16 protein-coding genes are annotated in these 24,254 nt (G+C 57.2%); 6 read left to right on the top strand and 10 right to left on the bottom strand.

Annotation, left to right across the window (positions count from 1 at the left end; all coding sequences use genetic code 11):
- Nucleotides 1-326 precede the first annotated feature (326 nt).
- Together IEW06_RS10645 and IEW06_RS10640 are read left to right on the top strand one after the other, a co-directional pair.
- Nucleotides 327-671 carry a hypothetical protein gene (locus IEW06_RS10645; protein ID WP_187732515.1) on the top strand — a complete coding sequence of 115 codons (345 nt, stop codon included), beginning with the start codon at nt 327-329 and terminating at the stop codon, nt 669-671.
- A gap of 138 nt (nt 672-809) precedes the next feature.
- The gene (locus IEW06_RS10640) at nt 810-1,097 is read left to right on the top strand and encodes a hypothetical protein (protein WP_188548255.1); all 288 of its coding nucleotides are present in this window, start codon (nt 810-812) and stop codon (nt 1,095-1,097) included.
- 96 nt (nt 1,098-1,193) lie between these two features.
- Here the strand turns inward: IEW06_RS10640 and IEW06_RS10635 are convergent, their stop codons facing one another.
- From IEW06_RS10635 to IEW06_RS10625, 3 genes are all read right to left on the bottom strand, one after another.
- Complete coding sequence (locus tag IEW06_RS10635) at nt 1,194-2,645, bottom strand: amidohydrolase (RefSeq protein WP_187732513.1); 1,452 nt, start codon at nt 2,643-2,645, stop codon at nt 1,194-1,196.
- A gap of 415 nt (nt 2,646-3,060) precedes the next feature.
- On the bottom strand, nt 3,061-5,916 hold the full coding sequence (locus IEW06_RS10630) for an outer membrane beta-barrel family protein (RefSeq protein ID WP_187732512.1): 2,856 nt from the start codon (nt 5,914-5,916) through the stop codon (nt 3,061-3,063).
- Nucleotides 5,917-6,144: 228 nt separating this feature from the next.
- Nucleotides 6,145-6,951 carry a GLPGLI family protein gene (locus IEW06_RS10625; protein ID WP_187732511.1) on the bottom strand — a complete coding sequence of 269 codons (807 nt, stop codon included), beginning with the start codon at nt 6,949-6,951 and terminating at the stop codon, nt 6,145-6,147.
- 150 nt (nt 6,952-7,101) lie between these two features.
- Here IEW06_RS10625 and IEW06_RS10620 point away from each other — a divergent pair, with 150 nt between their 5' ends.
- Both IEW06_RS10620 and IEW06_RS10615 read left to right on the top strand, forming a co-directional pair.
- Nucleotides 7,102-8,553, top strand: coding sequence for a sensor histidine kinase (locus IEW06_RS10620; RefSeq protein ID WP_187732510.1), 1,452 nt, complete (start codon nt 7,102-7,104; stop codon nt 8,551-8,553).
- A 130-nt stretch (nt 8,554-8,683) separates the two neighbouring features.
- Nucleotides 8,684-9,358 (top strand): response regulator transcription factor, encoded by a 675-nt coding sequence (locus IEW06_RS10615; protein WP_188548254.1) that lies wholly within the window; start codon nt 8,684-8,686, stop codon nt 9,356-9,358.
- A gap of 29 nt (nt 9,359-9,387) precedes the next feature.
- Here the strand turns inward: IEW06_RS10615 and IEW06_RS10610 are convergent, their stop codons facing one another.
- The 3 genes from IEW06_RS10610 to IEW06_RS10600 all read right to left on the bottom strand — a co-directional run bounded on the left by IEW06_RS10610 (nt 9,388) and on the right by IEW06_RS10600 (nt 14,838).
- Complete coding sequence (locus IEW06_RS10610; protein ID WP_188548253.1) at nt 9,388-11,454, bottom strand: ATP-binding protein; 2,067 nt, start codon at nt 11,452-11,454, stop codon at nt 9,388-9,390.
- Between the two features lie 481 nt (nt 11,455-11,935).
- On the bottom strand, nt 11,936-13,498 hold the full coding sequence (locus IEW06_RS10605) for a sensor histidine kinase (RefSeq protein WP_229743100.1): 1,563 nt from the start codon (nt 13,496-13,498) through the stop codon (nt 11,936-11,938).
- 275 nt (nt 13,499-13,773) lie between these two features.
- Complete coding sequence (locus IEW06_RS10600; RefSeq protein ID WP_187732508.1) at nt 13,774-14,838, bottom strand: LacI family DNA-binding transcriptional regulator; 1,065 nt, start codon at nt 14,836-14,838, stop codon at nt 13,774-13,776.
- Between the two features lie 564 nt (nt 14,839-15,402).
- On the opposite strand from IEW06_RS10600, the gene IEW06_RS10595 reads away from it, so the two are divergent.
- Nucleotides 15,403-16,149 carry an SDR family oxidoreductase gene (locus IEW06_RS10595; RefSeq protein ID WP_188548251.1) on the top strand — a complete coding sequence of 249 codons (747 nt, stop codon included), beginning with the start codon at nt 15,403-15,405 and terminating at the stop codon, nt 16,147-16,149.
- 77 nt (nt 16,150-16,226) lie between these two features.
- On the opposite strand, the gene IEW06_RS10590 is transcribed toward IEW06_RS10595, so the two are convergent.
- Complete coding sequence (locus IEW06_RS10590) at nt 16,227-18,452, bottom strand: bifunctional alpha,alpha-trehalose-phosphate synthase (UDP-forming)/trehalose-phosphatase (RefSeq protein ID WP_187732507.1); 2,226 nt, start codon at nt 18,450-18,452, stop codon at nt 16,227-16,229.
- Between the two features lie 450 nt (nt 18,453-18,902).
- Between IEW06_RS10590 and yiaK the strand changes: the two genes are divergently transcribed.
- Nucleotides 18,903-19,895, top strand: a complete 993-nt coding sequence (yiaK, locus tag IEW06_RS10585) for a 3-dehydro-L-gulonate 2-dehydrogenase (protein WP_188548250.1) — start codon at nt 18,903-18,905, stop codon at nt 19,893-19,895.
- A gap of 25 nt (nt 19,896-19,920) precedes the next feature.
- Here yiaK and IEW06_RS10580 read toward each other — a convergent pair whose 3' ends face one another.
- Genes IEW06_RS10580 through IEW06_RS10570 form a run of 3 tightly spaced genes read right to left on the bottom strand, consistent with a single transcriptional unit; the run spans nt 19,921 to nt 24,178 of the window.
- Entirely contained in the window at nt 19,921-20,679 is a 759-nt protein-coding gene (locus tag IEW06_RS10580) for a LytR/AlgR family response regulator transcription factor (protein ID WP_188548249.1), read from the bottom strand.
- Nucleotides 20,676-21,698 carry a sensor histidine kinase gene (locus tag IEW06_RS10575; RefSeq protein WP_187732505.1) on the bottom strand — a complete coding sequence of 341 codons (1,023 nt, stop codon included), beginning with the start codon at nt 21,696-21,698 and terminating at the stop codon, nt 20,676-20,678. The genes IEW06_RS10580 and IEW06_RS10575 overlap by 4 nt, the downstream gene beginning before the upstream one ends.
- A 47-nt stretch (nt 21,699-21,745) precedes the next feature.
- Nucleotides 21,746-24,178, bottom strand: a complete 2,433-nt coding sequence (locus IEW06_RS10570) for an outer membrane beta-barrel family protein (RefSeq protein WP_188548248.1) — start codon at nt 24,176-24,178, stop codon at nt 21,746-21,748.
- Nucleotides 24,179-24,254 lie beyond the last annotated feature (76 nt).

Raw genomic sequence — 24,254 nt, 5'->3', positions numbered from 1 at the left:
AACGGCCGAAACTGCCCCGGAAACTAAATGTGACGAACAGGAAAATGCTGGGACGAACTCCCCGACTTACCCGAAAAAAGCCCCCCACCCAGTGACGAATTTGCCCCCCCGGCAACTCTCCGGAGCAACAGAGCTTCAAGGCTGGATATAGGCTGGCAAACGGGCAAAAAAAGCCCCCCAGACACAAGCAAAAGAAGTAAGGGAAAAAGACAACCTTCCGGGCCGGCTTTGCGAATGAAGAAGACCCGCTGAAAAGCAGCCAGTACAGCGAGAAGCGCCCGCTGCTCCCCGCAACTGATTGTCATCTCTAACCAGCGTATACTACTATGGGTAAAGGCAAAAAGAAAGGCTCAAAAAAGGCCAAGAAGCTGGAAAGAGATGCGCTGGACGTAGCCGCCGAATCCATCCGCAAGTATCGCCGCGTGAGTAAGGAAATCGGCAAGCTCAGCACCACCCAGAAAATAGTTGGCGGAATAGGCTTGCTTGCCGCGGCCATCGCGTACGTGGCTAATAAGCAGGCAATTGATGACTTCATCTCCACTGACAGCGTCCTGCCTTCCCTGGTGCCAGGCAAAACCGAAGAGAAACCGCCCAAGCCGGAAGCCTTGCCACCTAAATCGGCTGGTGCGCCGCGCAAACCCGTGAAAAGGAGGGTAGCTGATAAGAGCTAGCGGCGCTTCCCAAACCAGCACCTTGGCAGCCTTGCGCTACATAAGCTCGACATAACCTTGCCTCCCGGAGACGCGAATATAGATTTCCGCATTGGCTGATAACCATCGGGCACGCACCTATTCCTAAATGCTACTGATATGAAAAAGAGCAAGAAAGAGAACGCGAAAAAGGATAAGAAAGCAGCTAAGCAAAAAAATAGCAGCTCCTTATTCGGTGGGTCCAAAAAGTCCGGCAAGAAAGGGAGAGGCCAGAACGGGATTGGTGCGCTGACCAATGGCCAGAAAGTAGCCGGCGGAGCCGCCCTGCTAGCCGCAGCGGGCTTGGGCTACTGGGCGCAGAGCCGCCGTGCTAACGCAAAAACTACTGCTGCTTCCAAAGCCACCGCGGCTGAAAAGCAAACAGCCTCCCAGGGGGAGGCCGCTTAGCAACTACCATCTGACCGCCGCACCTTCATAGCCAGCCGAGGCAACTCTGCAAAGCTGATTATGAAGGTATTGCAGGCGAAAAGTCTGTTTTAAAAACTAGTCGCGATAGTTGAGGGCGGGCTTACGGTCGCCGAGCAGAGGCTTGTACACATAGCTGCCCACATCCTGCTTGAATTCGGCAGTGGCTTTCTCAAGCAGGGCTGGGTCCGTAAACAGGTCGATGGCCGTTAAGGTCATGGTTTTGGCGGCTACCATCATGCCTTTCGCTCCAATTTCCTGACCGCTGCAAGCTACCGCCTGCCAGCTGTGGGCCGGCGTGCCCGGAATCCAGGTGGCGGCCGTGAGGCCTACCGTGGGTACCGCGAAGCTTACGTCGCCTACATCGGAGCTGCCACCCCCATCAGTAACGGCGAAGGGCTGTACCTTGGCTGCTTCTTCAATGGGGGGCGCCGGGAAGCCGAATGATGCCTGAATCTGTTTGCCAACCGCAACTTCCTGCGGGGTATAGGTCACGCCGCCCACCCGCTCCAGGTTGACTTGCAGCGCCCGGGCCAGCGTTTCGTTGAGAAGCAGCTCGTGGGTGCCGCCAATGATTTCGTAGTCCATGGTAGTGCCGGTGCCCAGGGCTGCGCCTTCAGCCGCTTTCACCACGCGGGCAAAAGCATCTTTCACCTCGTCGCGGTTGGGGTGGCGCACATAGTAGTACACTTCCGCAAATTCGGGCACCACGTTCGGGGCCTTGCCGCCGTTGGTGATGATGTAGTGGATGCGCGTTTCCTGGGGCACGTGCTCCCGCATCATGTTCACCATGTTGTTCATGGCTTCTACGCCGTCGAGGGCACTACGTCCGCGCTGAGGCGAAGCGGCGGCGTGTGAGGCAATGCCGTGAAAGCGGAACTTGGCCGAGCTGTTGGCAATGTAGCTGCTCATCATCGACCGGTTTTGGTTACTCGGGTGCCAGTGCAGCACGGCATCAACGCCAGCAAACAAGCCGGCCCGCACCAGGTACACCTTGCCGCTGCCGCCTTCCTCAGCAGGAGTGCCATACACCTTCACGGTGCCTTTGAATTTGCCTTCTTTAATCAGCTTTTTGAGCTCGATGCCGGCGGCCACGCTGGCTGTCCCAAACAGGTTGTGGCCACAGCCATGACCCGCGTCGAGGCCGGGCACCGCCTTTTTCTCCGCCCCAGCTTGCTGCGACAAACCCGGCAGCGCATCATACTCGGCCAGTATGCCGATGACCGGCTTGCCACTGCCGTAAGTCGCTACAAAAGCCGTTGGAATATCAGCCACGCCGGCCTGCACCGAAAAGCCGTTTTCGCGCAGGGTTTTCTGCAACAGGGCCGAGCTTTTGGTTTCTTTATAGCCCACTTCCGCAAACCCCCAGATTTGCTGGGCTACCTTCTTGTAGTCGTTGTAGCTGCCGTCCAGGTCCTTTATTGCTTGCGTCTTAAGCGCATTTACATCTGGTGCAGGTGTTAGGGCAGGATGGGCGGCCAGCAGGCCAGCGCTCAGCAGGCTGAGCGCGAAGTACCTTTTCAAGTTCATAAAGAAGCAAAACAGCAAGTCCGGCGGCCTGATTAGTCAGGCTTGGCACGGACGAAAATAGCATGTTTCGATCTGTTAAGTTTGAAGGAGAAGCAGTTTTGCTGCGGGCGTGACTTCGGATCTTCGCTTTCCCGTCATGCAGAGGCGGAGCCGAAGCATCTCGCGTGTTTGATTGCAATGGTATTGTCATGCTTGTCTGGCGTCCGCCGGTCGAAGCATCTCTACCGCTTCGTTGAGATTAGCATTGCAGTAGAGATGCTTCGACCGGCTCAGCATGACCGCCTTTCTACAATCAGACGACCGCGAGCGAGATGCTTCGCTGCGCTCTGCATGACCTGAAATGTGAGTTTCGGAATTGCCCCCCCACATGCTGAGAAGCTGATGCTTTTTGACTTTATTTCTGTTGCCAAAGTCCTTACTGGCCAAACTGCCGCAGGTTGTAAGTAAAGCTGAGCATGACGTAGCGGCTGAGGACCTTGCTGCGCACGTCTTCCAGGTAAACATCTGTGACGTTGCGTACTACGCTGCGGTTTTGCTTGAGCAAATCGTAGGCTTGAAGCTTCAATTCGCCTTGCTTATCCTTGAATAATTGGCGGGTGAGGCCCACGTTCCAGAGCGCCACTCCCTGGTTGAAGCCGGCCGAGCGGCCCGCGTAGCGCGTGAGCCATAAGTCGCTGCTTACGGCCCAGCGGCCAGGCAGCTGGTAGAACACGTCGGCTTCCAGCGTCTGGGTCCAGTAGGACGTGTTTTGTTGGGGCAACAGAGAATAGCGGGCGTCGAGGTAAGTGACGTTGCCGGCGAAGCCTAGCTCCAGCTTATCATTGAAGGCAGTGTTTAAGCTTAAGCCTTGCCCCAGGCTCCAGTTGCGCGCTTGGTTTTGCTGGTCGTTCACCAGGCTTTGGCCCTGTGTAAAATTGCCGTTGGTAGTCAGGTTCACGTTCAGCTTGTGCCAGCCCAGGCGCTGACCCAAGGACAGAAACCCATTGAGGCTGCGGTAGCCATCGGCGTTAACAGGACGCGTCGTTTGCACGCCGCTCGCACTGAAGCTGGTGGCCGACACAATGCGATTTTGCACCTGGTTGGCGCTCAGCAGACCAAACACGCTGCGGTTGTTCACGGCGTTAAATTGGTTGAAGGTCGCCGTGAGGGTGTGGTAATATTCGGGTTGCAGCCGGGGGTTGCCGAAGCGGATGTAAAGCGGGTTGGTGTTGTCGGCCACGGGCTGGAGCTGGCTGGCCGTGGGCGCCTGCAAGCGGGTGCGGTAGTTCAGGCGGAGCGTGCGGCTGCGGCTGGCGTTGAGCGTGAACATGGCGCTGGGCAGCAGGCTCTGATAATCGCGCGTGAGGGCCGTGTCGGCGCTCCGATTATCGACCCGCAGGCTGGATTGCTGCGCATCGAGGCCCAGAGAGAAGCCGTAGCGCAGGCGGCGTGTCTGCCAGGTCAGGCCAGCCCGGTTTGTTAGGAAACTGCTGCTGAATTGATTGCTAAGCACCTCATTGGCTGCATCGTAGCGAGCGGTAACAGGGTTGAAGTCGGCTACCTCGCGCTGGGAGGTGCTACGGGTGTTGGCTACGTTGTAGCGAAACTCCAGCTTCTGCTGCAAGGTCAGGGGCTCTACATAGGCCAGATTGAGCACTTGCGTGCGGGCCGGATAGTCCTGGTTTATACGCTGGTTGAGTAGGCTAGTGCGGCCAGCGCCATCGGGGGCAAAAAAGGTGTTGGCAGCTTGGTTCAACGCCTCGCCAGCCTGATTATTGAGCACTGCGCTGAGGTTGGCCGAGAAGGTGCGGCCAGGCTTGGCAAAGCGGCGCATGAGCAGCAGGTTGCCATTGCCCCACAAGGTGTTGGCGGCGGCATCGTAGGTGCTTTGGCTGGTGTTTAGCTGCCGCTCGCCCACGCTCGTTAGCTGATTCTTGGCCTGTTCCTGATCGGTATTCTGCCACCATACGGCCGGCGTGAAGCGAAACGAGGTAAGAGTGTCTAGGCGATAGTCGAGGCGAAAATTGAAGCGCTGACTTACGCTGCGGGCGCGGGCCGCCGCGCTTTGATCTGTAACCAAAGGCTGACCCGTTTCGCCGGTGCCAGCGTCGAGGCCGGCCACGTTTTCGCGCCGGCTTACCTGATCGGTGGTCACGATGGTGCGGTTGGCGAAGTAGCTGGTGGCCACTTCGGCCCGCTTGCCCCAGGCGTCGCGGTAATTTAGCCCCCCAGCCAACGATTCGGTGATGTTGGTGGGCTGGTTGTTGCTGGCCGGCTGCGCATTGCCGCCGCCGCGGCCACCTGCATTAACCACGATGGCGCCACCGCCTGGCCCACCTACGCCCCCAAAGCCGCCGGGCAGACTGTTGCCACTGCCCGTACCGGGGCCGCTGCTCACGTCGCCGGCCGTGGGGCTGCCGTCGGTGCTGAAGCCCAGCTGATTCACGTTGTTGGCCTGCCCCAAAGCCGAAATCTGGCGGCCATTATTGAAGCGGTTCAGGCCGACCTGCGCGCGGTAGCGCTCATCGGTGCCGGCCCCGATTGACTCAGTGCCGAAATAGCCTTTGCGCTTGTCGCGCTTGGTAATCAGGTTGATGGTTTTCTCCTGTTGGCCATCGTCGATGCCGGAGAAGGCCGACTGGTCGCTGCGCTGGTTGTAGAGCTGCACTTGGTCGATAATATTGGCGGGCAGGTTGCGGGTGGCCAGCTTGGGGTCGTCGCCAAAAAAAGGCTTGCCATCCACCAGCACCCGATTCACCTGATGGCCCTGGGCCCGGATGGTGCCGTCGCGGTCGACCTGCACGCCGGGCAGCTTCTTGAGCAAGGCTTCCACGACCGCATTGGGCTGAGTGCGAAAGGCGCGGGCACTAAAGGCCACCGTGTCGCCCTGCACCGAAACCGGGGCGCGCTCCTGCTGCACTACCACTTCGCCCAGGGTGTGAGAAATGCCCCCCAGCCGCTGCATTCCGATGTCGGTGGCGCCGGCTGTCGCGGATACGGGGAGCAGCTTGCTTTTGTAGCCAACGAAGGTGAGCAGCAGGAAGTAGCGGCCGGGCGCCACGCCGCGCAGGGCAAAGCGCCCGTCGCCATCGGTGATGGTGAAGGAGATGTAGGACGAATCGCGGGCCGCCAGCAGTGATACGGAAGCCTCGCGCAGGGGCTTGCCGCTAACCGAATCGGCGATGCCGCCCAGAATCTGGCCGGTACCGCTGGCGCGGGCTGGGGTCGGCTGTTGGGCGTACGCCTGAACCGCGCTGAGGCAGCATACAAGAAGCAGTAGAACAGTGCGCATATAGGTTGAGGCTTAGTGAAATTTGCCCCCCAGCGGCTTCTTTTCAGTAAAAGCAGAGAATAATTCTACCAACAATAGCAGGTGTGGAGACGCGTATTCGCGTCTGTCGTTGAACGAGCAGCAACGCGCAATTCGTCGCCCCAGCGACCGCAACGATTAGACGCGAATACGCGTCTCTACACCCGTGCTGAAGGCTAAGAAGCTTTTTCGGGGAGAAGGAGCCGGGAATTAGTTGGAGCCGCGGCCGCCGAAGTTTTCCATCATGCGCGAGCGGAAATCGGCCCGGGCCTTTTCGCGCACGTCATTCAGCTCGGCTACGGTCACCATCTGGGCCTGGGTGCTGGGCCGCACTTCCGCTTCTTTTACTGGGGCCTTCAGGTCAACTTTGGTGGCTTTAAATTGCTCGCCAGAGCCTTCCACGGCCAGCACAACCCCTTTTTCCGGCGTCAGGTCGCGGATGGGGGAGTAGGTAAACGGCAAGTCCGTCGTGATCCAGACGGTGTAGGTTTCTTTGCGGAAGGGCACCGTGGCTTTGCGGCAGGTGTAGCCGGCAATCTTCTTGGTTTGGGCGGTCAGCTGCCAGTTTTCGGGCTTTGCGAAGGGAGCATCGGCCCGATATTCGGTGGTTTGGTCGTCTTTTTTGACCGACACTACGGTGGCGTAGGTGCGGTCTTTCAGATTCAGGAAAACCGTTTCCTCGAAGGGGCGACCAATGTTGGTAGTCTGCGGAGCACTGTTTGGGCCACCTTCCACAATGCGAACCATCGCCCCGCCGCCTTCCTGGGCTTCCCGGGCATAGTCGCCGGCGAAGCTCAGCGTCTGGCCGAAGGAGCGCACGTCGGGAAGGTCGGCGGGGAAGTCGGGGCTGCCTGGCTTCACTTCCTGGCCATTAATTACAATGCGCCGCTGGTTTGGGTCGATGCGGCGGGTGCCTTCGTAGCTGATGCGCCCGGTGGTCTGGGCCTGGAGAGACGAGGCCGCGCTCATGCCAAAGGCGAGCAGCAGCGTGAAAAGGGAAGTGGGGAGGAGTTTCATGGTAGCGGGAGTTTGAAGCAATGAATTACGCTTACAAAGCACCACTTCCGGCGTGTAAACCACTGTTATCTTGTGTTAAAGAATGTTAACGGTGGTGAGTACCATGCGGCAAGGCCGTATTTTCGTTCTGCTCTACCTTTTGCCCCACCCATGAAACGCCGTATCCGCTCTATTTTCTGGCTTATGGCAGCTTGTATTCTGGGCATCAACGGCTTCCAGGCGTACTGGCTCTACAATACCTACCAGCTCACCGGCCAGCAGTTCGACCGCACCACCCGTGAGGCCCTGCTGGCCGTGGTGCAGCGGCAGCTGCTCGGTGGTGCGCGCCAACTGGTGCAGGGCGAGCAGAAAGGCGTAAGCAGGCGGGTTATGCTACAGGAGTTCAATTCCGATGCTGGGGGGCAAATTGAGCGTATTGTCGTGTCGCCGCAGTCTGCGCCGCCTGATACGGGCCGCCGCGTGCTCCGCTCCGACAGGCTGATTATCACCACTCGCCAGCCGTCGGGCCAACGCCGGGCTGCCGCCGACACGGCCGCGCGTACCATCTCGCGCATCATCATGAACGACTGGATCGGCAGCCGCCACGTGAATCTGCCTCAGCTTCTGGCGGCCTACCAAGCGGAGCTGCGTTTGCGCGATGTGCAAACCGCCGTGAAGCTCGACACGCTGACCGTGCCCGTGGCTGAACCGATGCTGGCGGCAAATGTGCCCAACAAGCCCGCGCCCGCTGGCTACCCCGTCCAAACGCCCCCCATCCCGCTCAATCCCATTCGTTCGGTGTTTGTGCAGGCATCTTTCCCCACGCCCACACCCTATATTCTGCGCCAGATGGGCGGTCTGCTGGCTGGGTCGGTAGCGTTGCTGGGGCTCACCACGGGCTGCTTTGCGCTGATGCTGAGCACTATTCTGCGGCAGAAAAAGCTCTCGGAGGTCAAGAATGACTTCATCAACAACATGACCCACGAGCTGAAAACGCCACTGGCCACGGTGTCGGCGGCAGTGGAGGCCATGCAGAATTTCGGCGCCCTGAATGACCCGCAAAAGGCCCAAACCTACCTGAGCATTTCCCAAAAGGAGCTGCAACGGCTGTCGGATCTGGTGGAGAAAGTGCTCAACAGCGCGGTGGAAGAGCGTCAGCAATTGACTATCAACCCGGAGCCGGTGCGGCCCGCGGAGCTGGTGCAGGAACTGGTAGCGCGCCATCAGCTGCAGGCTTCCAAGCCTGTGCGTTTTGAGGTCGATATTGAGCCGTCCGAGTCGTTGTCGCTGGACCGGCTGCACGTGGCGGGCGTCATCAACAACCTGATCGACAACGCTATTAAGTACTCGCGCGAGCAGGTGACCATCGCCATCAAAGGTCGCCGCGACGAAACCGGCTGGCGCCTGACGGTGCAGGACGACGGCATTGGGATTCCGCGGAGTTACCAGGCCGCCGTTTTTGACCGGTTTTTTCGCGTGCCGACCGGCAATCTGCACCCCGTGAAAGGCTTCGGATTGGGCTTGTATTACGTCCGCCAGGTGGTAGAGCGGCATGGGGGGCATATTGACGTGCGTAGCGAGCCAAATCGGGGCAGTGAGTTTTCTATGTGGCTGCCCGTATGACGTTCAGTGTAGAGACGCGTAGTCGGGTCTCAATCGTCGCGGTTAATGTTTAGAATAAAGTATTCAACGGCGCAACACCAATCGTTCAACGACCAGACTCCAACTATTGCGTCTCTACAAAATGCCCCCCATGCCTTCCATTCTCCTCATCGAAGACGAGCCCGCGCTGGGCATGATTGTGAAAGACAGTCTGGAGGTGCGTGGCTTTACGGTGCGCTACGCCGCCGACGGGCAGGAAGGCCTGGAGCTTTTCCGGCAGCAGTGCCCCGATATTGTGGTGGCCGATGTGATGATGCCCCGCCTCGATGGCTTTTCCCTGGCCGAAATAATCCGCCGCGACAACGCCTCGGTGCCCATTATTTTCCTGACGGCCCGCTCCCAGCCCGCCGATGTGGTGCGCGGCTTTGAGCTGGGGGGCAATGACTACCTCAAAAAGCCCTTCAGCATGGATGAGCTGATTGTCCGCATTAAGGCACGCCTGAGCACAACCCCGCCAGCGGCCGCGCCTTCCGCTGTGCTCACCATCGGCCGCTATGAGTTTGATCATCCCAGGCAGCGCCTACTGCTAGGCACCCACGAAGAAGTATTAACCCACCGCGAAGCCGAGCTGCTCAAGTGCCTTTACGACCAGCGCAACCAGGTGCTGGAGCGGGCCACGGTGCTCCAGGAGCTATGGGGCAACGACAGCTTCTTCAACGGCCGCAGCCTCGATGTGTTTATAACCCGCTTGCGGCGCTATCTGAAGGACGACCCACAGGTGCAGATCGTGAACGTGCGCGGCATCGGCTACAAGCTTATCTGGTAGGTTTCTCCAATACCTACATCAGGCAAGAGCTAGCTCATAATGGCTACGTCTTCGGCCAATTCCGCGTCTGGGGGGCTTTTTTTGTAGTTCGGAACCTGGGGGAGCTCAATGGTAAATTCGGTGAATTCGCCCTCCTGACTATCTACCCGGAGCGAGCCCCCGTGGCCGTGGGTAATGATGTCGTAGCTCAGGGAAAGGCCCAGGCCCGTGCCTTCACCGGAAGGTTTGGTGGTGAAAAAAGGCTGAAAGATTTTGTCGCGTATCTGAGCGGGGATGCCCAGGCCGTTGTCGCGCACGCGCACTTCTATTCGCTTGTTGCGGCGGTACGTTTGCACCTGCACCTCGGGGCAATAATTTCCGCCTTCAACTTTTTGTCGCTGCTGCACAGCATAAAAAGCATTGTTAAGCAGGTTCAATAATACCCGGCCGAGCGCTTGCGGAATAGCTCGAATACGACCCAAGGCTGGATCTAATTTGGTGGTAATGGTAGCCACAAAATGTGGGTCTTTCGCCCGGAAACTGTGGTAAGCCAGCTGCAGATGTTCATTAGCTAGGGCATTCAAATCGGTCAGTACCCGTTCGCCCCCAATGGTGCGAGCGTGGGCCAGCATATCGCGCACAATATTGGCCGCCCGGCGTCCGTACAGGTATATTTTTTCCTGGTTTTCCTTCAACTCAGCTGCCGCGCTGCGCAGGGTGAGCAGGTCGGGCTGGGGTTGGTCGGCCTCGGCTTGAAGCTCGGTGGCTAGCTCCGTGCTCACCTCAGCGAAGTTATTGACGAAGTTCAAGGGGTTCTGAATCTCGTGGGCAATGCCGGCCGTCAGCTCGCCCAAGGAGGCCATTTTCTCGCGTTGTACCAGCTGTGCCTGGGTGGCTTTCAGCTGCGATAGGGTAGCGCTTAGCTTGTTGCGCTGGTTAGCTATTTCCGCATTCTGAGCATTTAGTTTGAGGTTCGCCCGCTGCTTATGCCGAATCGTGCGCCATAGTAGCAGCAGCACCGGAATGATGCTAGCCAAAGCAGCAATCAGCCAATGAGAGCGGTGTTCTTCATCGCTTTGGGCCTGCTGAATGGCGCGTTCCTGCTGGCGGAGCTGTTCGCTTACTTCAAGGGCCTGCACCTGCGCCATTTTGGTTTGGCTAAACAGGCTATCGCGGGTAGTGCTAGCTAGGGTCAGGTAATGGAATGCGCGGGCATTGTTGCGGCGGGCGGCATAGGTGCTCGACAAAAACCGGCTGGCTTCCAGCACTCCTTTCGGGTAGTTGCCTTTCTGGGCGGCAATCAGTGCTTTATGCCCGAAATAAAGGGCTGAATCGGCCCACGGCCCCAGCTCTTCCCTGAATAGCTGGGCCTGCCCCAGATACGCCCGGCACAAGGCAAACGTAACATGCTGGCTCAGCGCCCGCTGAATGCTGCGGCGGTAGTAATGGCGGGCCAGCTGCGGGTTGCCCAGCTTCGCGTAGATGTTGCCAAGCATGGCCGCGTCGCCTACCTCACTGATCAGGTCGTGCTCACTTAAGTCCATGGCGTAGCCAACCTGCGAGTAGTGGCGCGCCGAGTCCAGGCGGTTTAGCTGGGCATACACGTTGCCGATGTTGCCCATAATGCGGGTCAGGAGCTTAATGTTGCGGCTTTTTTCGGCTACGCTCTTCGCCTTAAAAAAGTAAGCCAGCGCCGGCCGGCTATAGCCTTGCTCCCAATACAGATAGCCCAGCGTATTCAGCGCCCGCCCAATCAGCTCCTGATCGCGCAGCTCTTCGGCCAGCCGCAGGCCCTGTATTCCTACCTGCAGCGCCGCCGGATAGTTGCCCGACTCCCGAAAACCCGATCCCAACCGAATCAAGGCCCACGCCTCACCCCGTCGATATTTCAGCTTCTGGGCCAGCTGTAGGGCTTGCTTGCCATAAAAGATAGTAGCCAGCGGGTTGCTTTGCGTGTTTTCGTAGGCCAGCTGAGTCAGCAGCAGCACCCGCCCGGTATCGGGGGGCGCTACCAGCAATAGCCGGTGCAAGCTGTCGAGCCTGACATCAAGCTGAACGGCCCTGGCAGGGACACTCAAACTTAAGCCCCACAGTAGCAGCACATAAAACCTTTTCATGGCAAGGAGCGAAGCACCACTTAAGCGAAAAAGCATCCGAACGCGACCAATAACCCCATGCCATTCTTTAACCTGGGGGGCTTTTTAGGGCTGCTGCCAGTACTTGCGGCAGCCCCAAAGTATCCTCTCTTTTGAAGGAGCAAGCGCAGTAGTCAATTCCGGCGCAAACAATTACCGGAGAGCGCAGCTGCTGACAATTTCAATCTGTGCGTACGGGAGGGGGTGGTCGTGAATGGCCGGTGATGGGAACAGCAGATTTCCAACGTCAGAAGGGGCTAAAATCCCACCGAAAGAAGAACCTTAATCTTGTAAGCCAAACGCCGCACAAGCGTCGGCACCGAAAACGCACAGGGGCCCAGCTTGCGCCCCCACCACCTGATTTTCTGCTACCGAACAAATCGGTATATGTTGCCCACTAATATACTAAAAAATACTTAATTATTTATATTAAGTGCTACGTATTTATCCACAGCTACATGTGCTAATCAGGTAGTTGGATTTGCTCCACGGGTGCGTCCTGTCGGCCCTGCTGTGCCTGCGTCTGGGGGGCTTTTTCCGGTGCCGGGCTTTGGGGGAGCTCAATGGTAAACTCGGTGAATTCGCCCTCCTGACTATCAACAGTGAGCGTGCCGCCGTGGCCCTGGGTGATGATGTCGTAGCTAAGCGAGAGGCCCAAACCTGTGCCTTCGCCCGTGGGCTTGGTGGTGAAAAAGGGCTGAAAGATTTTGTCGCGAATGGGGGCTGGAATGCCCAAGCCATTGTCGCGCACGCGCACTTCTACGCGCCCATTGGAGCGGTGGGTGTATACCTGCACCTCCGGCCGGTAGCCGTTGACCTCCGTTTTTTTTCGCTGCTGCAAGGCGTAGAAGGCATTATTGAACAAATTCACCATCACCCGGCTCAAGGCTTCCGGTATGGCCTCAACAGGGCCCAACGCCGGATCGAAGTGCGTGGTAAGCGCGGCGTTAAACTGCGGATCTTTGGCCCGGAGGCTGTGATAAGCCAGGTGCAGGTGCTCATCGGCCAGCGCATTCAGGTCGGTGGGAACACGCGCGCCGCTGTTGGCGCGGGCATGGGCCAGCATATCGCGCACAATATTGGCCGCTCGGCGCCCGTGCTGCTGAATGCGCTCCTGGTTTTGCCTCAAATCCTCGGCGGCCTCGCGCAGGGTCAGCAGGTCCGGTTCGGGCTGGGCAGCTTCGGCTTGCAGCTCGGCGGCCAGTTCAGTGCTCACCTCGGCGAAGTTATTGACGAAGTTCAGCGGGTTCTGTATCTCGTGGGCAATACCAGCCGTCAACTCCCCAAGGCTCGCCATTTTCTCCCGCTGCACCAGCTGCGCTTGGGTGTTTTCCAATGAGTTAAGCGCATCGGCCAGCTGCTCAGCCTGCAACTCCAGCTCTTCCCGTTGGGCATTCGATTTGTTCTTTTCCGCCTCGATAGTTCGGCGTTGGAGGAAATCAATCCGGCTGTTCACTTCAAAAAAGTAGCACGTTAGGGCAGAAACAAAATGCGCAGAAAGCAGCATCATTCCATTATTGATAATCAGCAGCCTGTTGTGAATTGAATGCCCGTCGGTTACCAGTACTACGAAATATATACTGATTATCAGAGTGTTGGAAACGAAAGCGTACCAGAACTTCAGCCGTGCCCACGACCCCGTAAACATCATGATGATGATCAGGCCCACGTAATAATGGGTGTGCGCCAATTCGCTCGGGTCCGTTTTCTTGATAATCAGACTGACGGTGATGGCGGCCACGATGCACCCACCGCTGATAATCTGCTGTAGATAGGAGCGTAGCGCTTTTATGTGGGTGATGATAACAATGAGCAGCAGGGTGGGGCTGCCAATGCCAAAGCGATAAAACCACGCTGTAGCCGTCGAATTGGGCGCCGAAAAGATATCCAGAATGCCAAACGATGAGTAAAGCACGAAGCCAAAAGCCAGGGATATCTTGATGGTTCTGATGTTTGTCTCTTCGTAATGCTGAATGAAATCTATCTCGGTGTCTTTGGGAAATCGCAGGCGCCAGACGGCGGGCATTAGCTGTAGATAATCCATGTTCTAATGCGATAGGGGCAGAAATCGTGGGAGCGTTTGCTGTTGGTCGGGCCTACGGTAGCGGCCGCAACAATCTAACTTACTACAGCGCCTGCTAAGTGACAAATTTGCCCCCAGGCCACTTCGAGGCGTGTTTTTCTACTGTTGTGCTTCCGGTGTTAGCGGGCGGTGCCTATGCTGCCAGACGCTAACAGTAAAAAGCCCCCCAGCAGATCTAAATTGTCTGCTGGGGGGCTTTTTACTCTTTGTTTTCCCGATCAGGAAGCCTGTAGTTGGGGCTGCCAATGCTGCATATGCAGCGAAGAGTCGCGGAGGCGAAGCTCTGGCTTGAGTACGATGGGTGGGGGTGCGTACTCGGGGCCGCGCTTGCAGAGCTGCAAGAACAAGCGCACCGCCGTTTCGCCCATCTGCTCGGCCCGCTGATCTACGGCGGTCAGGCGGGGAGTGGTCATGGTGGTGAAGGGCTCGTTGCTGAAGCAGGCTAAGGCAATATCCTGCGGCACCCGAACCTTGCGCTCATGCAGCACTTCCAGAGCGCCGGCCGTAGGGATGGCATAGGCAGCAAACACCGCATCAGGCGGCTGGGTTAGCCCCAGCAGATGCTCCATGCCCATGCGGCCCGACTCCTGGCTTAGCGCCGGCAACGCAAACACCAGGTTCTCATCGTCGAGGGGCAGACCGTGGGCCCGCATGGCCTGCGCGTAGCCCAGGTAGCGGTTGCGGCTGGTGTTTAGGTGCTGAGGACCAGCTAAGTGCGCAATTCGGGTGCAGCCCTGCTCAATCAGGTGAGTGACCACCTGGTAGGCGCCCGAAAAGTCGTCGAGAACGACGCCGGTGCTGCCAACCAGCTCGGGCATGCGGTCGAAAAACACCAGCGGCGTGCCTTGCTTACGCACTTGCTCAAAGTGGTCCGTTTGGTCGAGGGTAGTGGCCGATACCGACATCAGAATGCCCTCCACCTGCGCCGACAGCAGCGTTTCGACGTTGCGCCGCTCGCGCCGCACGTCTTCGTTCGATTCGCATAGGAGCACGTTGTAGCCTGCTTTGCTGGCTATGGTTTCGATGCCGTGCATTACGGCCGGAAAGAAATAGCCTTTTATGTGCGGTACAATCACGCCCAAAGTGCCGCTCCGGCCTTTGCGCAGCGCCGAGGCCAGTTGGTTGGGCCGATAGTTTAGCTCTTGGGCCAACTGGCGCACGCGCGCTTTGGTGGCCTCGCCAATATCTTTTTTATCGGCTAATGCCCTCGATACCGTCGCTACCGACAGGTTTAGCGCCTTGGCTATGTCGATTATGGAAACACGCTTCGGAGTAGGTGCCATGCTTTAGGTTCTGTAGAAGGAGAAAAAGGAAACTAGGATGTGGAGCGGCGACACAATGCAAAGTTCCTTATTAATTGTGTGGTGTTATGATAATAGCCTCTATTCTATGGGGCTGTTTTAATAAAAGTACAGGTTTTTTACATTCGCCCTATAAATTTTCAAGGTAGATACATTAGGTATTACCAACTTTTTTCTAAATTGCCATCATAATTGAGGCTTACACCTTAATGAAGATATTCGTGATAAGCTGTTTAGCTGGCTTTCACCAACAGTCTTAGTCTCTGGAATGGTGCCAATACTGTCAGTTGTGGCGCCGATTCTGGGAGGCTAACCCAAGTTGAAGTAGGGGTGGGACTTTGTCTTCAACTTTGGGATTTGAAAAGGGCATTCCGGGTGGGATGCCTTTTTTTATGCCTTTTCCTGTCCGTTTCTGTGGTTGTGTAAGCCGCTAGCATTGCCGCTGGCAAAAAAGGTTGGGTCAGGGTTCATGGTTTTCGTTCTCACACGCTTCGTCTGCGTTTAGGAGAAGATATTTCTACCTCAACCATTAGTCGCAGCTATTCTATGAACCTTCAAAACAACACGATTCTGATAACGGGTGGCGCTTCCGGTATTGGGTTCGCACTGGCCCAGCGCCTGCGTGAGGCGGGCAGCGACGTAATTATCTGCGGACGCCGCGCCGATAAGCTGCGCGAAGCTCAAGACAAAGTTTCCGGTTTGCACATCTACGAGTGCGACCTTGCGCAGGCCACCGACCGCGCTGAACTGGCCCGCCAAGTACAAGCCGACTTCCCAGCCCTGAATGTGCTGATCAATAACGCTGGCATCCAAAACCGTTTCCAGCTCGCCGATTTGCCCCCCAGCCTGGAGGCTTGGGAAGAGCAGCGCCAGGAAATTGCTATCAACTTTGAAGCGCCCATTCACCTGACGGCTTTGCTGCTGCCCCACCTGCGGCAGCAACCTAATCCCGTGGTTATCAATGTATCGTCGGGGCTGGCTTTTGCGCCGATGGCGGCGGCGCCTATTTATAGCGCTACTAAGGCGGCGCTGCACTCCTTTACACTCTCGCTCCGGCAGCAGCTTGTGTCCGTTGGGGTGAGCGTGCTGGAAATTGTGCCGCCCGGCGTCAATACCGACCTGGGCGGACCCGGCTTGCACACCTGGGCCGTACCTGTCGATGAGTTTGCGGACAGTATCGTGGCCCGACTAGCAGCGGGGGAGCAGGAAATAGGCTATGGCACCTCCGAGAAGATCCGACAGGCCTCGCGCGCCGAGCTTGATGCTCGATTTGAGCAGATTAACAGCCATTAGGAAACAGTTGAATGCAAAAAAGCCCCCCAGAACTTCGCTGGGGGGCTTTTTTGCATTCAATGGCTAACAGCGCGACACTAGGTAGGAGTGGACTGCGCTATGTGTACATCTGGGCGGTTGGCTTCTACCTCGGTAAGCTCGGTAAGCAGCTTGCGCACGTCCGAAACGCCGCCCACCGCGTAGCGGGCCGCTGAGTGGATGGCGCTGCCAACCTTCACGCTGTAGGCGTGGGCGGGCAAAGCCCGGAAGATGTCTTCGTCGCTGCGGTCGTCGCCGATGGCCAGGATAAAGTCGGAAGAATCAGGCGTGAGCCAGCGCTGGGCGGCGGTGCCTTTCGTAATACCGATAGTCTTTATTTCCAGCGCTTTATTGCCCTCCAGAACCTGCAAATCGGTGTTGGAAGTCATAAAATTGAGATGGTTTAGCAACTCGCGCGAGCGTACTTCGCCCAGGGCAGCGTCGGCGCGGCGGTAGTGCCACACCAGGGAGTAATCTTTCTCTTCAATGAACGCGCCGGCGGTGCGGCTGACATACTGCTCCAGCAAAGGTCGGAATGCCTGCTTCCATACCGACTCCATTGGCCGAAAAAGGTACCATTCTTCGCCCGCCCGCCGCAGCCAAACGCCATGCTCGGCAATAAAATCGAGGCGGAGGTGGCCCAGCCATTTTTCCAGCGTTGGGCGGTCGTGGCCGCTGATAATAACGACGCGGTTCTGCGGGTTGGCCGTGAGGGCGCGCAGCAGATGGAGCAGCTCTTCGTCGGGCTTCGCGTGCTCGGGGTTGTTGTGAAAACCGACCAAGGTGCCGCCATAATCGAGCAATAACAGGCGATGGGGGGCTTTTTGATAGTCGCGCCGCAATTGGGCGCTGGCATCGTCATCCAGTAAATCGGTGCCCAACGTCAGCTGCTTGATCTTGCTGTACGCCAACCGATTCATGAACAGCTCCGTCCAGGCAAACACGTCGTATTGCCGCACCAAAGCCTGCAAGCTGCTCATGCGGCTTTTTTGCTCTTCCTCCGGCATGGTCAGGGCCTGGTGCAGTACGTCGGCCACTTTGCCGGTGGCGGTGGGGTTGATGAGCAGCGCATCGGAGAGCTCTTGGGCCGCGCCGGCCCGTTCGCTGAGGATGAGCACGCCGCGCTGGTCGGCTTTGCAGGCAATGAATTCCTTGGCTACCAGGTTCATACCATCGCGCACAGGCGTTACCAGCGCCACGTCGGCTAGCCGGTAGAGCGCCACCAGCTGGTCGAAGGGCAGCGAGCGGTAGAAGTACAGAATGGGAGTCCAGGCAATAGTGCCGTACTGGGCGTTGATGCGGCCTACCAGCTCATCTACCTCTACTTTCAGGGCCTGATACTGCGTTACCTGGTCGCGGGAGGGCACCACCAGCATGAGCAGGCTCACCTGCTCGCGCCACTCGGGATAGCGCTTTAGCAGTTCTTCAAAGGCCCGCAGACGCTGGGCAATGCCCTTGGTATAGTCGAGGCGGTCGATGGACAGGATCATGCGCACCCCGCGCAGGGCTTCGCGGAAGGTTTCGATATGCGCCAGCGCAGCTTCAGACGCGGCGGCCGAGGCGTAGCGCTCATAGTCGATGCCCATCGGGAAGGCATCGACGAGCACCATGCGGCTGGGCGTTTCAATCTGGCCGTTCTGATTGGGCAGACCCAGCAGGTTGGACACCGCGCTCAGGAAATGGCGCATGTAGTAGAAGGTGTGGAAGCCAATCAGATCGGCGCCCAGCATGCCTTCCAGCAGCTCCTTGCTCCAGGGCAGCACCCGCAGCAGCTCATATGAAGGAAACGGAATGTGCAGGAAGAAGCCAATGGTGGCATTGGGTCGCGCGCGGCGCAGCATCTGGGGCAAGAGCAGCAGCTGGTAGTCGTGCACCCAGATGGTATCGTCGGGGCCGGCCAGCTCCAGTACGGCGTCGCAGAATTTCTGATTGGCCGCTACGTAGGCTTCCCAATGAGCTTCTTCAAAGCTGGCGTATTCGTTGAAATAGTGAAAAATAGGCCAGAGCGTGGAGTTGCTGAAGCCTTCGTAAAAATCCCGGATTTCGGTTTCGGTCAGGAATACGGGCGCCATGCTGTCGTTGCGGAGCTGGTCGGCTACGTGCTGTTGTTCGGCGGGATTATCTACGAATAAGCCCGGCCAGCCCACCCAAATGTTGTCATCGGCCCTGTAAATGGAGCCCAAGCCAGTTGCCAGCCCGCCTTCGCTGGGTTGAAAAGTAAGCCCGTCGGCGGTGCGCTGCACTTTGGTCGGCAAGCGGTTGGAAACAATAATGGTTCTGGCCATCAATCGAAATGTATAAAGCCTCAGACGCACAGGGACAATGGTGCCTGCTCGTAAATCTGTTGTGTATAACGTGTCGGCGCTACAGCGGGGACAGTTAGCTACTACGGATTTTACGACACTTCAGCTTCGTTTTTTGTCCGTATTACTACGGAGGAGCTATGACCCAAGCCAAAACCCATCCGCTTGCTCACGAGCCTTGCTACCATGTGGGGGGCTAATTTCTCTCCTTAAGATCTGAAAATGCCGTTGGGCAACCCGTAGATGCGCTGCCCGAATAGATGACAGTGGCGAAAAAGCAGGTAGAAATTTGAAAAATCGCGTATTGCAAACTTGAGTATGCTAGATGAAACCGGAAGCAGGCAGCGTAATGCTGGCCCGAATGCACAAGAGTAAGCTGCTTTCTAGCGGACAACCACAAGTAGCTGCTAATCATCAACAAAAAAGCCCCCCATGAGCCTTCGCATCCCTTACCCACAATTACAGCAAGAGTTAATGCGAGTGCTATTGTCGCTTTCCTTTTCGGAAGAAAGAGCCGAGCACTGTGCCACCATTTTTGCCCAGAATAGCCGCGACGGCGTGTATACCCATGGCCTCAACCGGTTTCCCACGTTTGTGCAGGTCGTGCAGCAAGGCTTGATTCATCCAGCCGCCGAGCCCGAATGTATGGAGCAAAATGGCGCACTGGAGCGCTGGGATGGCAACTTAGCCCCCGGCATGTACAGCGCCAGCGTCTGCATGGATCGGGCTATTGCTTTGGCCAAGGAGCATGGCATTGGCTGCGTGGCGCTCCGCAACACCAACCACTGGATGCGCGGCGGCACCTACGGCTGGCAGGCCGCCGAAGCCGGCTGTATCGGCATTTGCTTTACCAATACCATTGCCAACGTCACGCCCTGGGGCGGCACCGACGCACGGCTGGGCAACAATCCACTAGTAATTGCCGTGCCGCGCGCCGAAAAGCCCCCCATCGTGCTGGATATGGCAATTTCGCAGTTCTCTTATGGCAAGCTCAATACCTACGCCACCCGGCAGGAACCTCTACCTGTGCCCGGCGGCTACGACCAAGACGGTAAGCTCACTACCAACGCCGCCGATATTCTGGCCTCAGAGCGGGCCCTGCCTATTGGCTTTTGGAAAGGGTCGGGCCTGTCGTTGGTACTCGACGTGCTGTTGACCGCCCTCAGCGGTGGCCGTTCCACGGCGGCCATCACGCGGTCGGGCACTGAGGCGGGCGTGTCGCAGTGCTTTATTGCCTTGCATCAGCCCAACATGCACGCGAGCCTGATTGAGGAAATTATTAGCTACACCAAAAGCGGCGCGCCGTCGGAAACCGGCGAGCAGGTGTACTACCCCGGCGAGCAGTCGTATGCTACCCGCCAGGATAATCTGAAGCATGGTATTCCAGTGGAGGAAGACATCTGGCAGCAAGTGCAGCAAATGTGAAGGCTCACGCAGACCTCCTCACGCACTACATATCCAGCCACTGTCGGAAGGCGGCCGCCCGGCTGCTAGTCACTACCTGCTCCTCGGTTATTGGCGGCTTCACAACCAACGACAAGCGCCCCTTGAAGTAAGGCCGGACCTCCTGCACGGCCCCAATGTGCACGATGAATTGCCGATTTGCCCGGAAAAACTGGCTGCCGTCCAGCTGTTCTTCCAGCTGATCTAGCGTGAGATTGATTATAAACCGCGCCCCCTGCTTCGTAACCAAAAACACAACGCCTTCTTCCGCGAAAAAATACGCCACCTCATCGGCCCCTACCGACTTCAACCCCTGGCCTTGCTTTACCAAAAACCGAGTGCGGAAAGTAGCCGGCGCCGGCGTATGCACTAGGCGCTGCAGGTTTTCCAAACCATAAGGCAAATGGTGACGCTGCAACTCCTCGTACTTTTTCAGGGCCTTAGCCACCTCCCCGGCTTCAATAGGTTTGAGCAGATAATCGATACTATTTACCTTAAAAGCTTCAATGGCATACTCGTTATAGGCAGTGGTGAAGATGACCGGGCTCCGCACATCCACCTGCTGAAATATGCTGAAGCTATTGCCGTCGGAAAGATGGATGTCGCAGAAAATCAGGTCGGGAGCTTGGTGCAGTGTCAGCCATTCCACTGCCTCTGCCACCGAGCCGAGGGAAGCCATAATAGTAGCTTGGGGGCGCAGGCGGGTAATTATGCTCGCTAGCACCTCGGCGGCCAGCTGCTCATCTTCAATAATGAGTACGTTCATACGGTGGGGGAGGCAGACAGCAAGGGAAGCCGCACGGTAAAGGTCTCGTCAGTCGGGACAATCTGCACGGGTTTCGGCGTCAGGTGCTCATAGCGGTTGATAATATTTTGCAGGCCCAGTCCCGTTGACGGTGCTGCATCCAAGCGCGGCTGACGGTTGTTTTCTACTACTAGCTGATCTTGATCAACACAAATCCGCACGCGCAAAGGCTTGTTGGTCGTGGCTCCGTTGTGCTTGATAGCATTCTCAATGAGCAGTTGCAGCACCGCGGGAGGTACCTCGCAAACTTGCTTGTCGGCGGGTACATCTATCTGAAAATCCAGGGTATCGCCAAAGCGGGTTTTCATTAAGTAGATGTAGGCGTCGGCTAGCTCTAGCTCAGCCCGCAACGGCACTGTAAGCCGGTCGCTGTGGGTAAGCACCGAGCGGTACACACCCGAGAGTCGGTGCAGAAACGTAACGGCTTGGTCCTGGTCTTTGTAAATCAAGGACCCAAGTACGTTCAGGCTATTAAACAGGAAGTGCGGGTTTACCTGGTTTTTTAGGGCTTCCAATTGAGCCTGAAAGCTTTCTTTCTGCAGTTGCTCCGCTCGCAGAAACTCCAGTTGTAGCTTTTTCTGCACCCTTTCCCGCTCCACGAAATAGTAAAAGAACAGGAACAGGAATGCCGTAAACACCAACCAAAGCCGCAGGTCTTGAGCCGGAAATTTGGCAGTTGGAATCAATAAGGAAGCAGGGACGAAAACAAAGAGGCAGCACAGGAGCATGGCGGTAGCAAATACGGCCGCGCCTTCCAGCAGCCGTTTAGCCCAGTTAGGTAGCCAATCGAGCCGGGCAGAGGTGAAGAGCAAGGCTATTTTCTCATGCACCCAAAACGAGCTGAGCATAAAGAGAAAGATAAACGGCAGCTCTATCATGCCCCGTAGGTTGAAAAACCACACGGTGCCCATCTTGATAAATACGATGATGTAAAACCAAGCTATGGCCGTAAGCGCAGCGGTGATAATTCGTCGGAGCATGCGTGGTGTCTTCAAGGAAGGTACTAAGGACAGCTGCTAGGGCAAGGCTAGTCTTTGGCGCGATTCAGCTCATCCAGGTTGGTGGTACGGGTTTTGGCTTTAAACGCCGCGCCTTTGCTGAACGAATAGCGCACTTGCAGCCCCACGCTTTGGGTACCACGATATACGTCGAAGGCGGTGCGGTTGCTGGCCGTCTGGAAAGAGCCCCGCAGCTGGCGCGAGCGGAAGATATCCACCACGTTCAGGCTCACGTCCAGCTTGTCGCCCAGGAAGGAGCGCTTCAGGCCAGCATCTACCCACCAGATAGGCTTCACTTGGTAAATCCCGTAGGCCTGCGGTCCCAGATACATGCCGCTCACTTCCAGCTTAAGCTGGCCGGGCAGCTGTACCTGCTGGCTGGATTGCAGGAAGTAATGCAGCTGGCGGTTATTTACTTTCTGACCTTGCAGCTCCGTCTGAAAGTGTTGGTAAGCCACGCTAAGCACGTTGTTCATTTGCCACTTCGAGCCGAGCTTTACAGGCACCGAAAGGGTTCCATTCAGTTGGTCGAAGCGGTCCACGTTGCGCTGCTGCATTAGGGTCAAGGTATCCTGAGCATTCTGCGTGGGGATTTCCGCGATGTAATCGGCAGTTCGGGCAAAGCCCAGCGTGAGATTGTAAGTCGACTTTAGCGTCTGCGATACCTGCCAGGAATTCGTGTATTGTGGGCGCAACTGTGGGTTGCCCTGGGCGAAGGTGTACGGGTCGAGGAAGAACACGAAAGGGTTGAGGTCTTCGTAGCGTGGCCGGCTGATGCGGCGGCTGTACTGGTAGCTGACCTGGTACTCCTTACTCACATTTTGCTGCACAAACATGCTCGGGAACAGATCGAGGTAGCGGCGGGCCGTAGTGGTGCCCAGGGTGCGGGAGTTGCCTTTGCTGCGGGTTTGCTCAGCCCTCAGGCCGGCTTGCAGCTTCCACTTATCGCCCAGGCTGGTGCTGAAGTTGGTGTAGCCCGCCACGATATTTTCCCGATACACGAAGTGGTTGCTGCGCGTTATATCCAGGATACGCTCACTCGCGGAGTTCGTGTAGAATGCCAGCTCATTGTCGGAGCGAACTTGGCTTATTTTGCCCCCCAACTCAAGCTCAGAATTGCCCCCCAGCGCTTTAGTGTAGTCCATTTTGGCCGCGTAGATATCGTAGTTCACGGGGTTGTCGCTGGCCAGCGTTTGCGTCCTTCCTTCCTCGACCGCATTCACGGGCAGATACCGGTTTAGGAAAGTGCTGCGCGTGTCATCGGTCAGGGTTACGTAGTCGGCATCGGCCGATAATGTGGTGCCTAGGGTGTCCAGTTTGCCGAGGTAGTGCAGGTTGAAAGTGCCGCTAGTCAGGCGGTTGTTAAGAGTATTGCGCGCCTCCACCTGCTGCCGGCTGGTGTCCGCGTCAGCGCCGAGTAGCGTTTCGGTTCTGAACACATTTGATTCATCAGCCAACACCACGTTAGCCGTGACTCCTACATTGTGCTTGGCGTTGAAGTCATAATCAGTGCCTACCCGCAAGGAAGGCGTCTTGCGCGTTCCGGTCTGCCGACTGTCTTGTCGAAACTGAACACCGGGACCTGAGGCATCGAAGGTGCGATTTGCCGCAATAGTGTGCAGGTTAGGACGCTGGGCCATATCCAGGCTGCCAAACGAGTTCCAAGCGCCGTGTTTTACATTCAGTGTGCCACCGCCTGAGTAGCCGGCCCGACCATTGTATTGAGCTCCAGCATACACGCTGCCGTTGAGACCTGCCTGCTGATTTTTCTTGAGCGTCAGGTTGATGACACCGGCCGTGCCCTCGGCATCGAATCGGGCGGAGGGGTTGGAAATGAGCTCCAAGGTGCGAACCTGTTCTGCGGGCATGCTTTGCAGCACGGTCTGTAATTCTTTGCCCGTGAGGTACACCCGCTTGCCATCCAGCATAATTTGCACACCGGCCTTGCCATTCAATTGAATGCTGCCGTCCTGGTCCACAAATACGCCGGGCGCTCGGGCTAGCACGTCGAAGGCAGTGTTGCCGGCCGCCAGTGCCGTGCCTTCCACGTTGACCACCGTGCGGTCTGCGAGCTGCACCACCGTAGGCTTCATGGCTTGCACTTTTACTTCCTTGAGCAACTGCGTGCTGGGCGCCAGCACGATAGCGCCGAAATCACGTCCGCCGGCTTCTGCGCTGACCTCAAACGCTGCTGATGTCCATTGCATATAGCCGAGGCCCATCACTTGCAGGCGGAAAAATCCTGGCTGGGGGGCATTTAGTTTGAAGCCGCCGTTAACGTCCGTTACCGTGCCGACTATAAGAGCGGTGTCGGCGGCTTTGACGAGCGTTACATTCACAAAAGGCACTGCGGCGTGCTCCTGGTCGAGTACGGTTCCGGAGAGCGACGTGCTATCCTGTGCGAAGCTCTTGAAAGAAAGACTGGCAAACACCAGCAGGAGAAATTTAACAGCGTTTTTCATGGTCTAAGTGCGTGACTGGTTGTGCTAAGCAGCCTTGATGGCTGGCGTGGTACAAAGGTCACGAGCATCTTTCCGG

The sequence above is a fragment of the Hymenobacter qilianensis genome, assembly GCF_014638675.1.
GTDB classification, from domain to species: Bacteria; Bacteroidota; Bacteroidia; order Cytophagales; family Hymenobacteraceae; genus Hymenobacter; species Hymenobacter qilianensis.
This window is presented reverse-complemented; position numbering and strand designations above follow the sequence as displayed.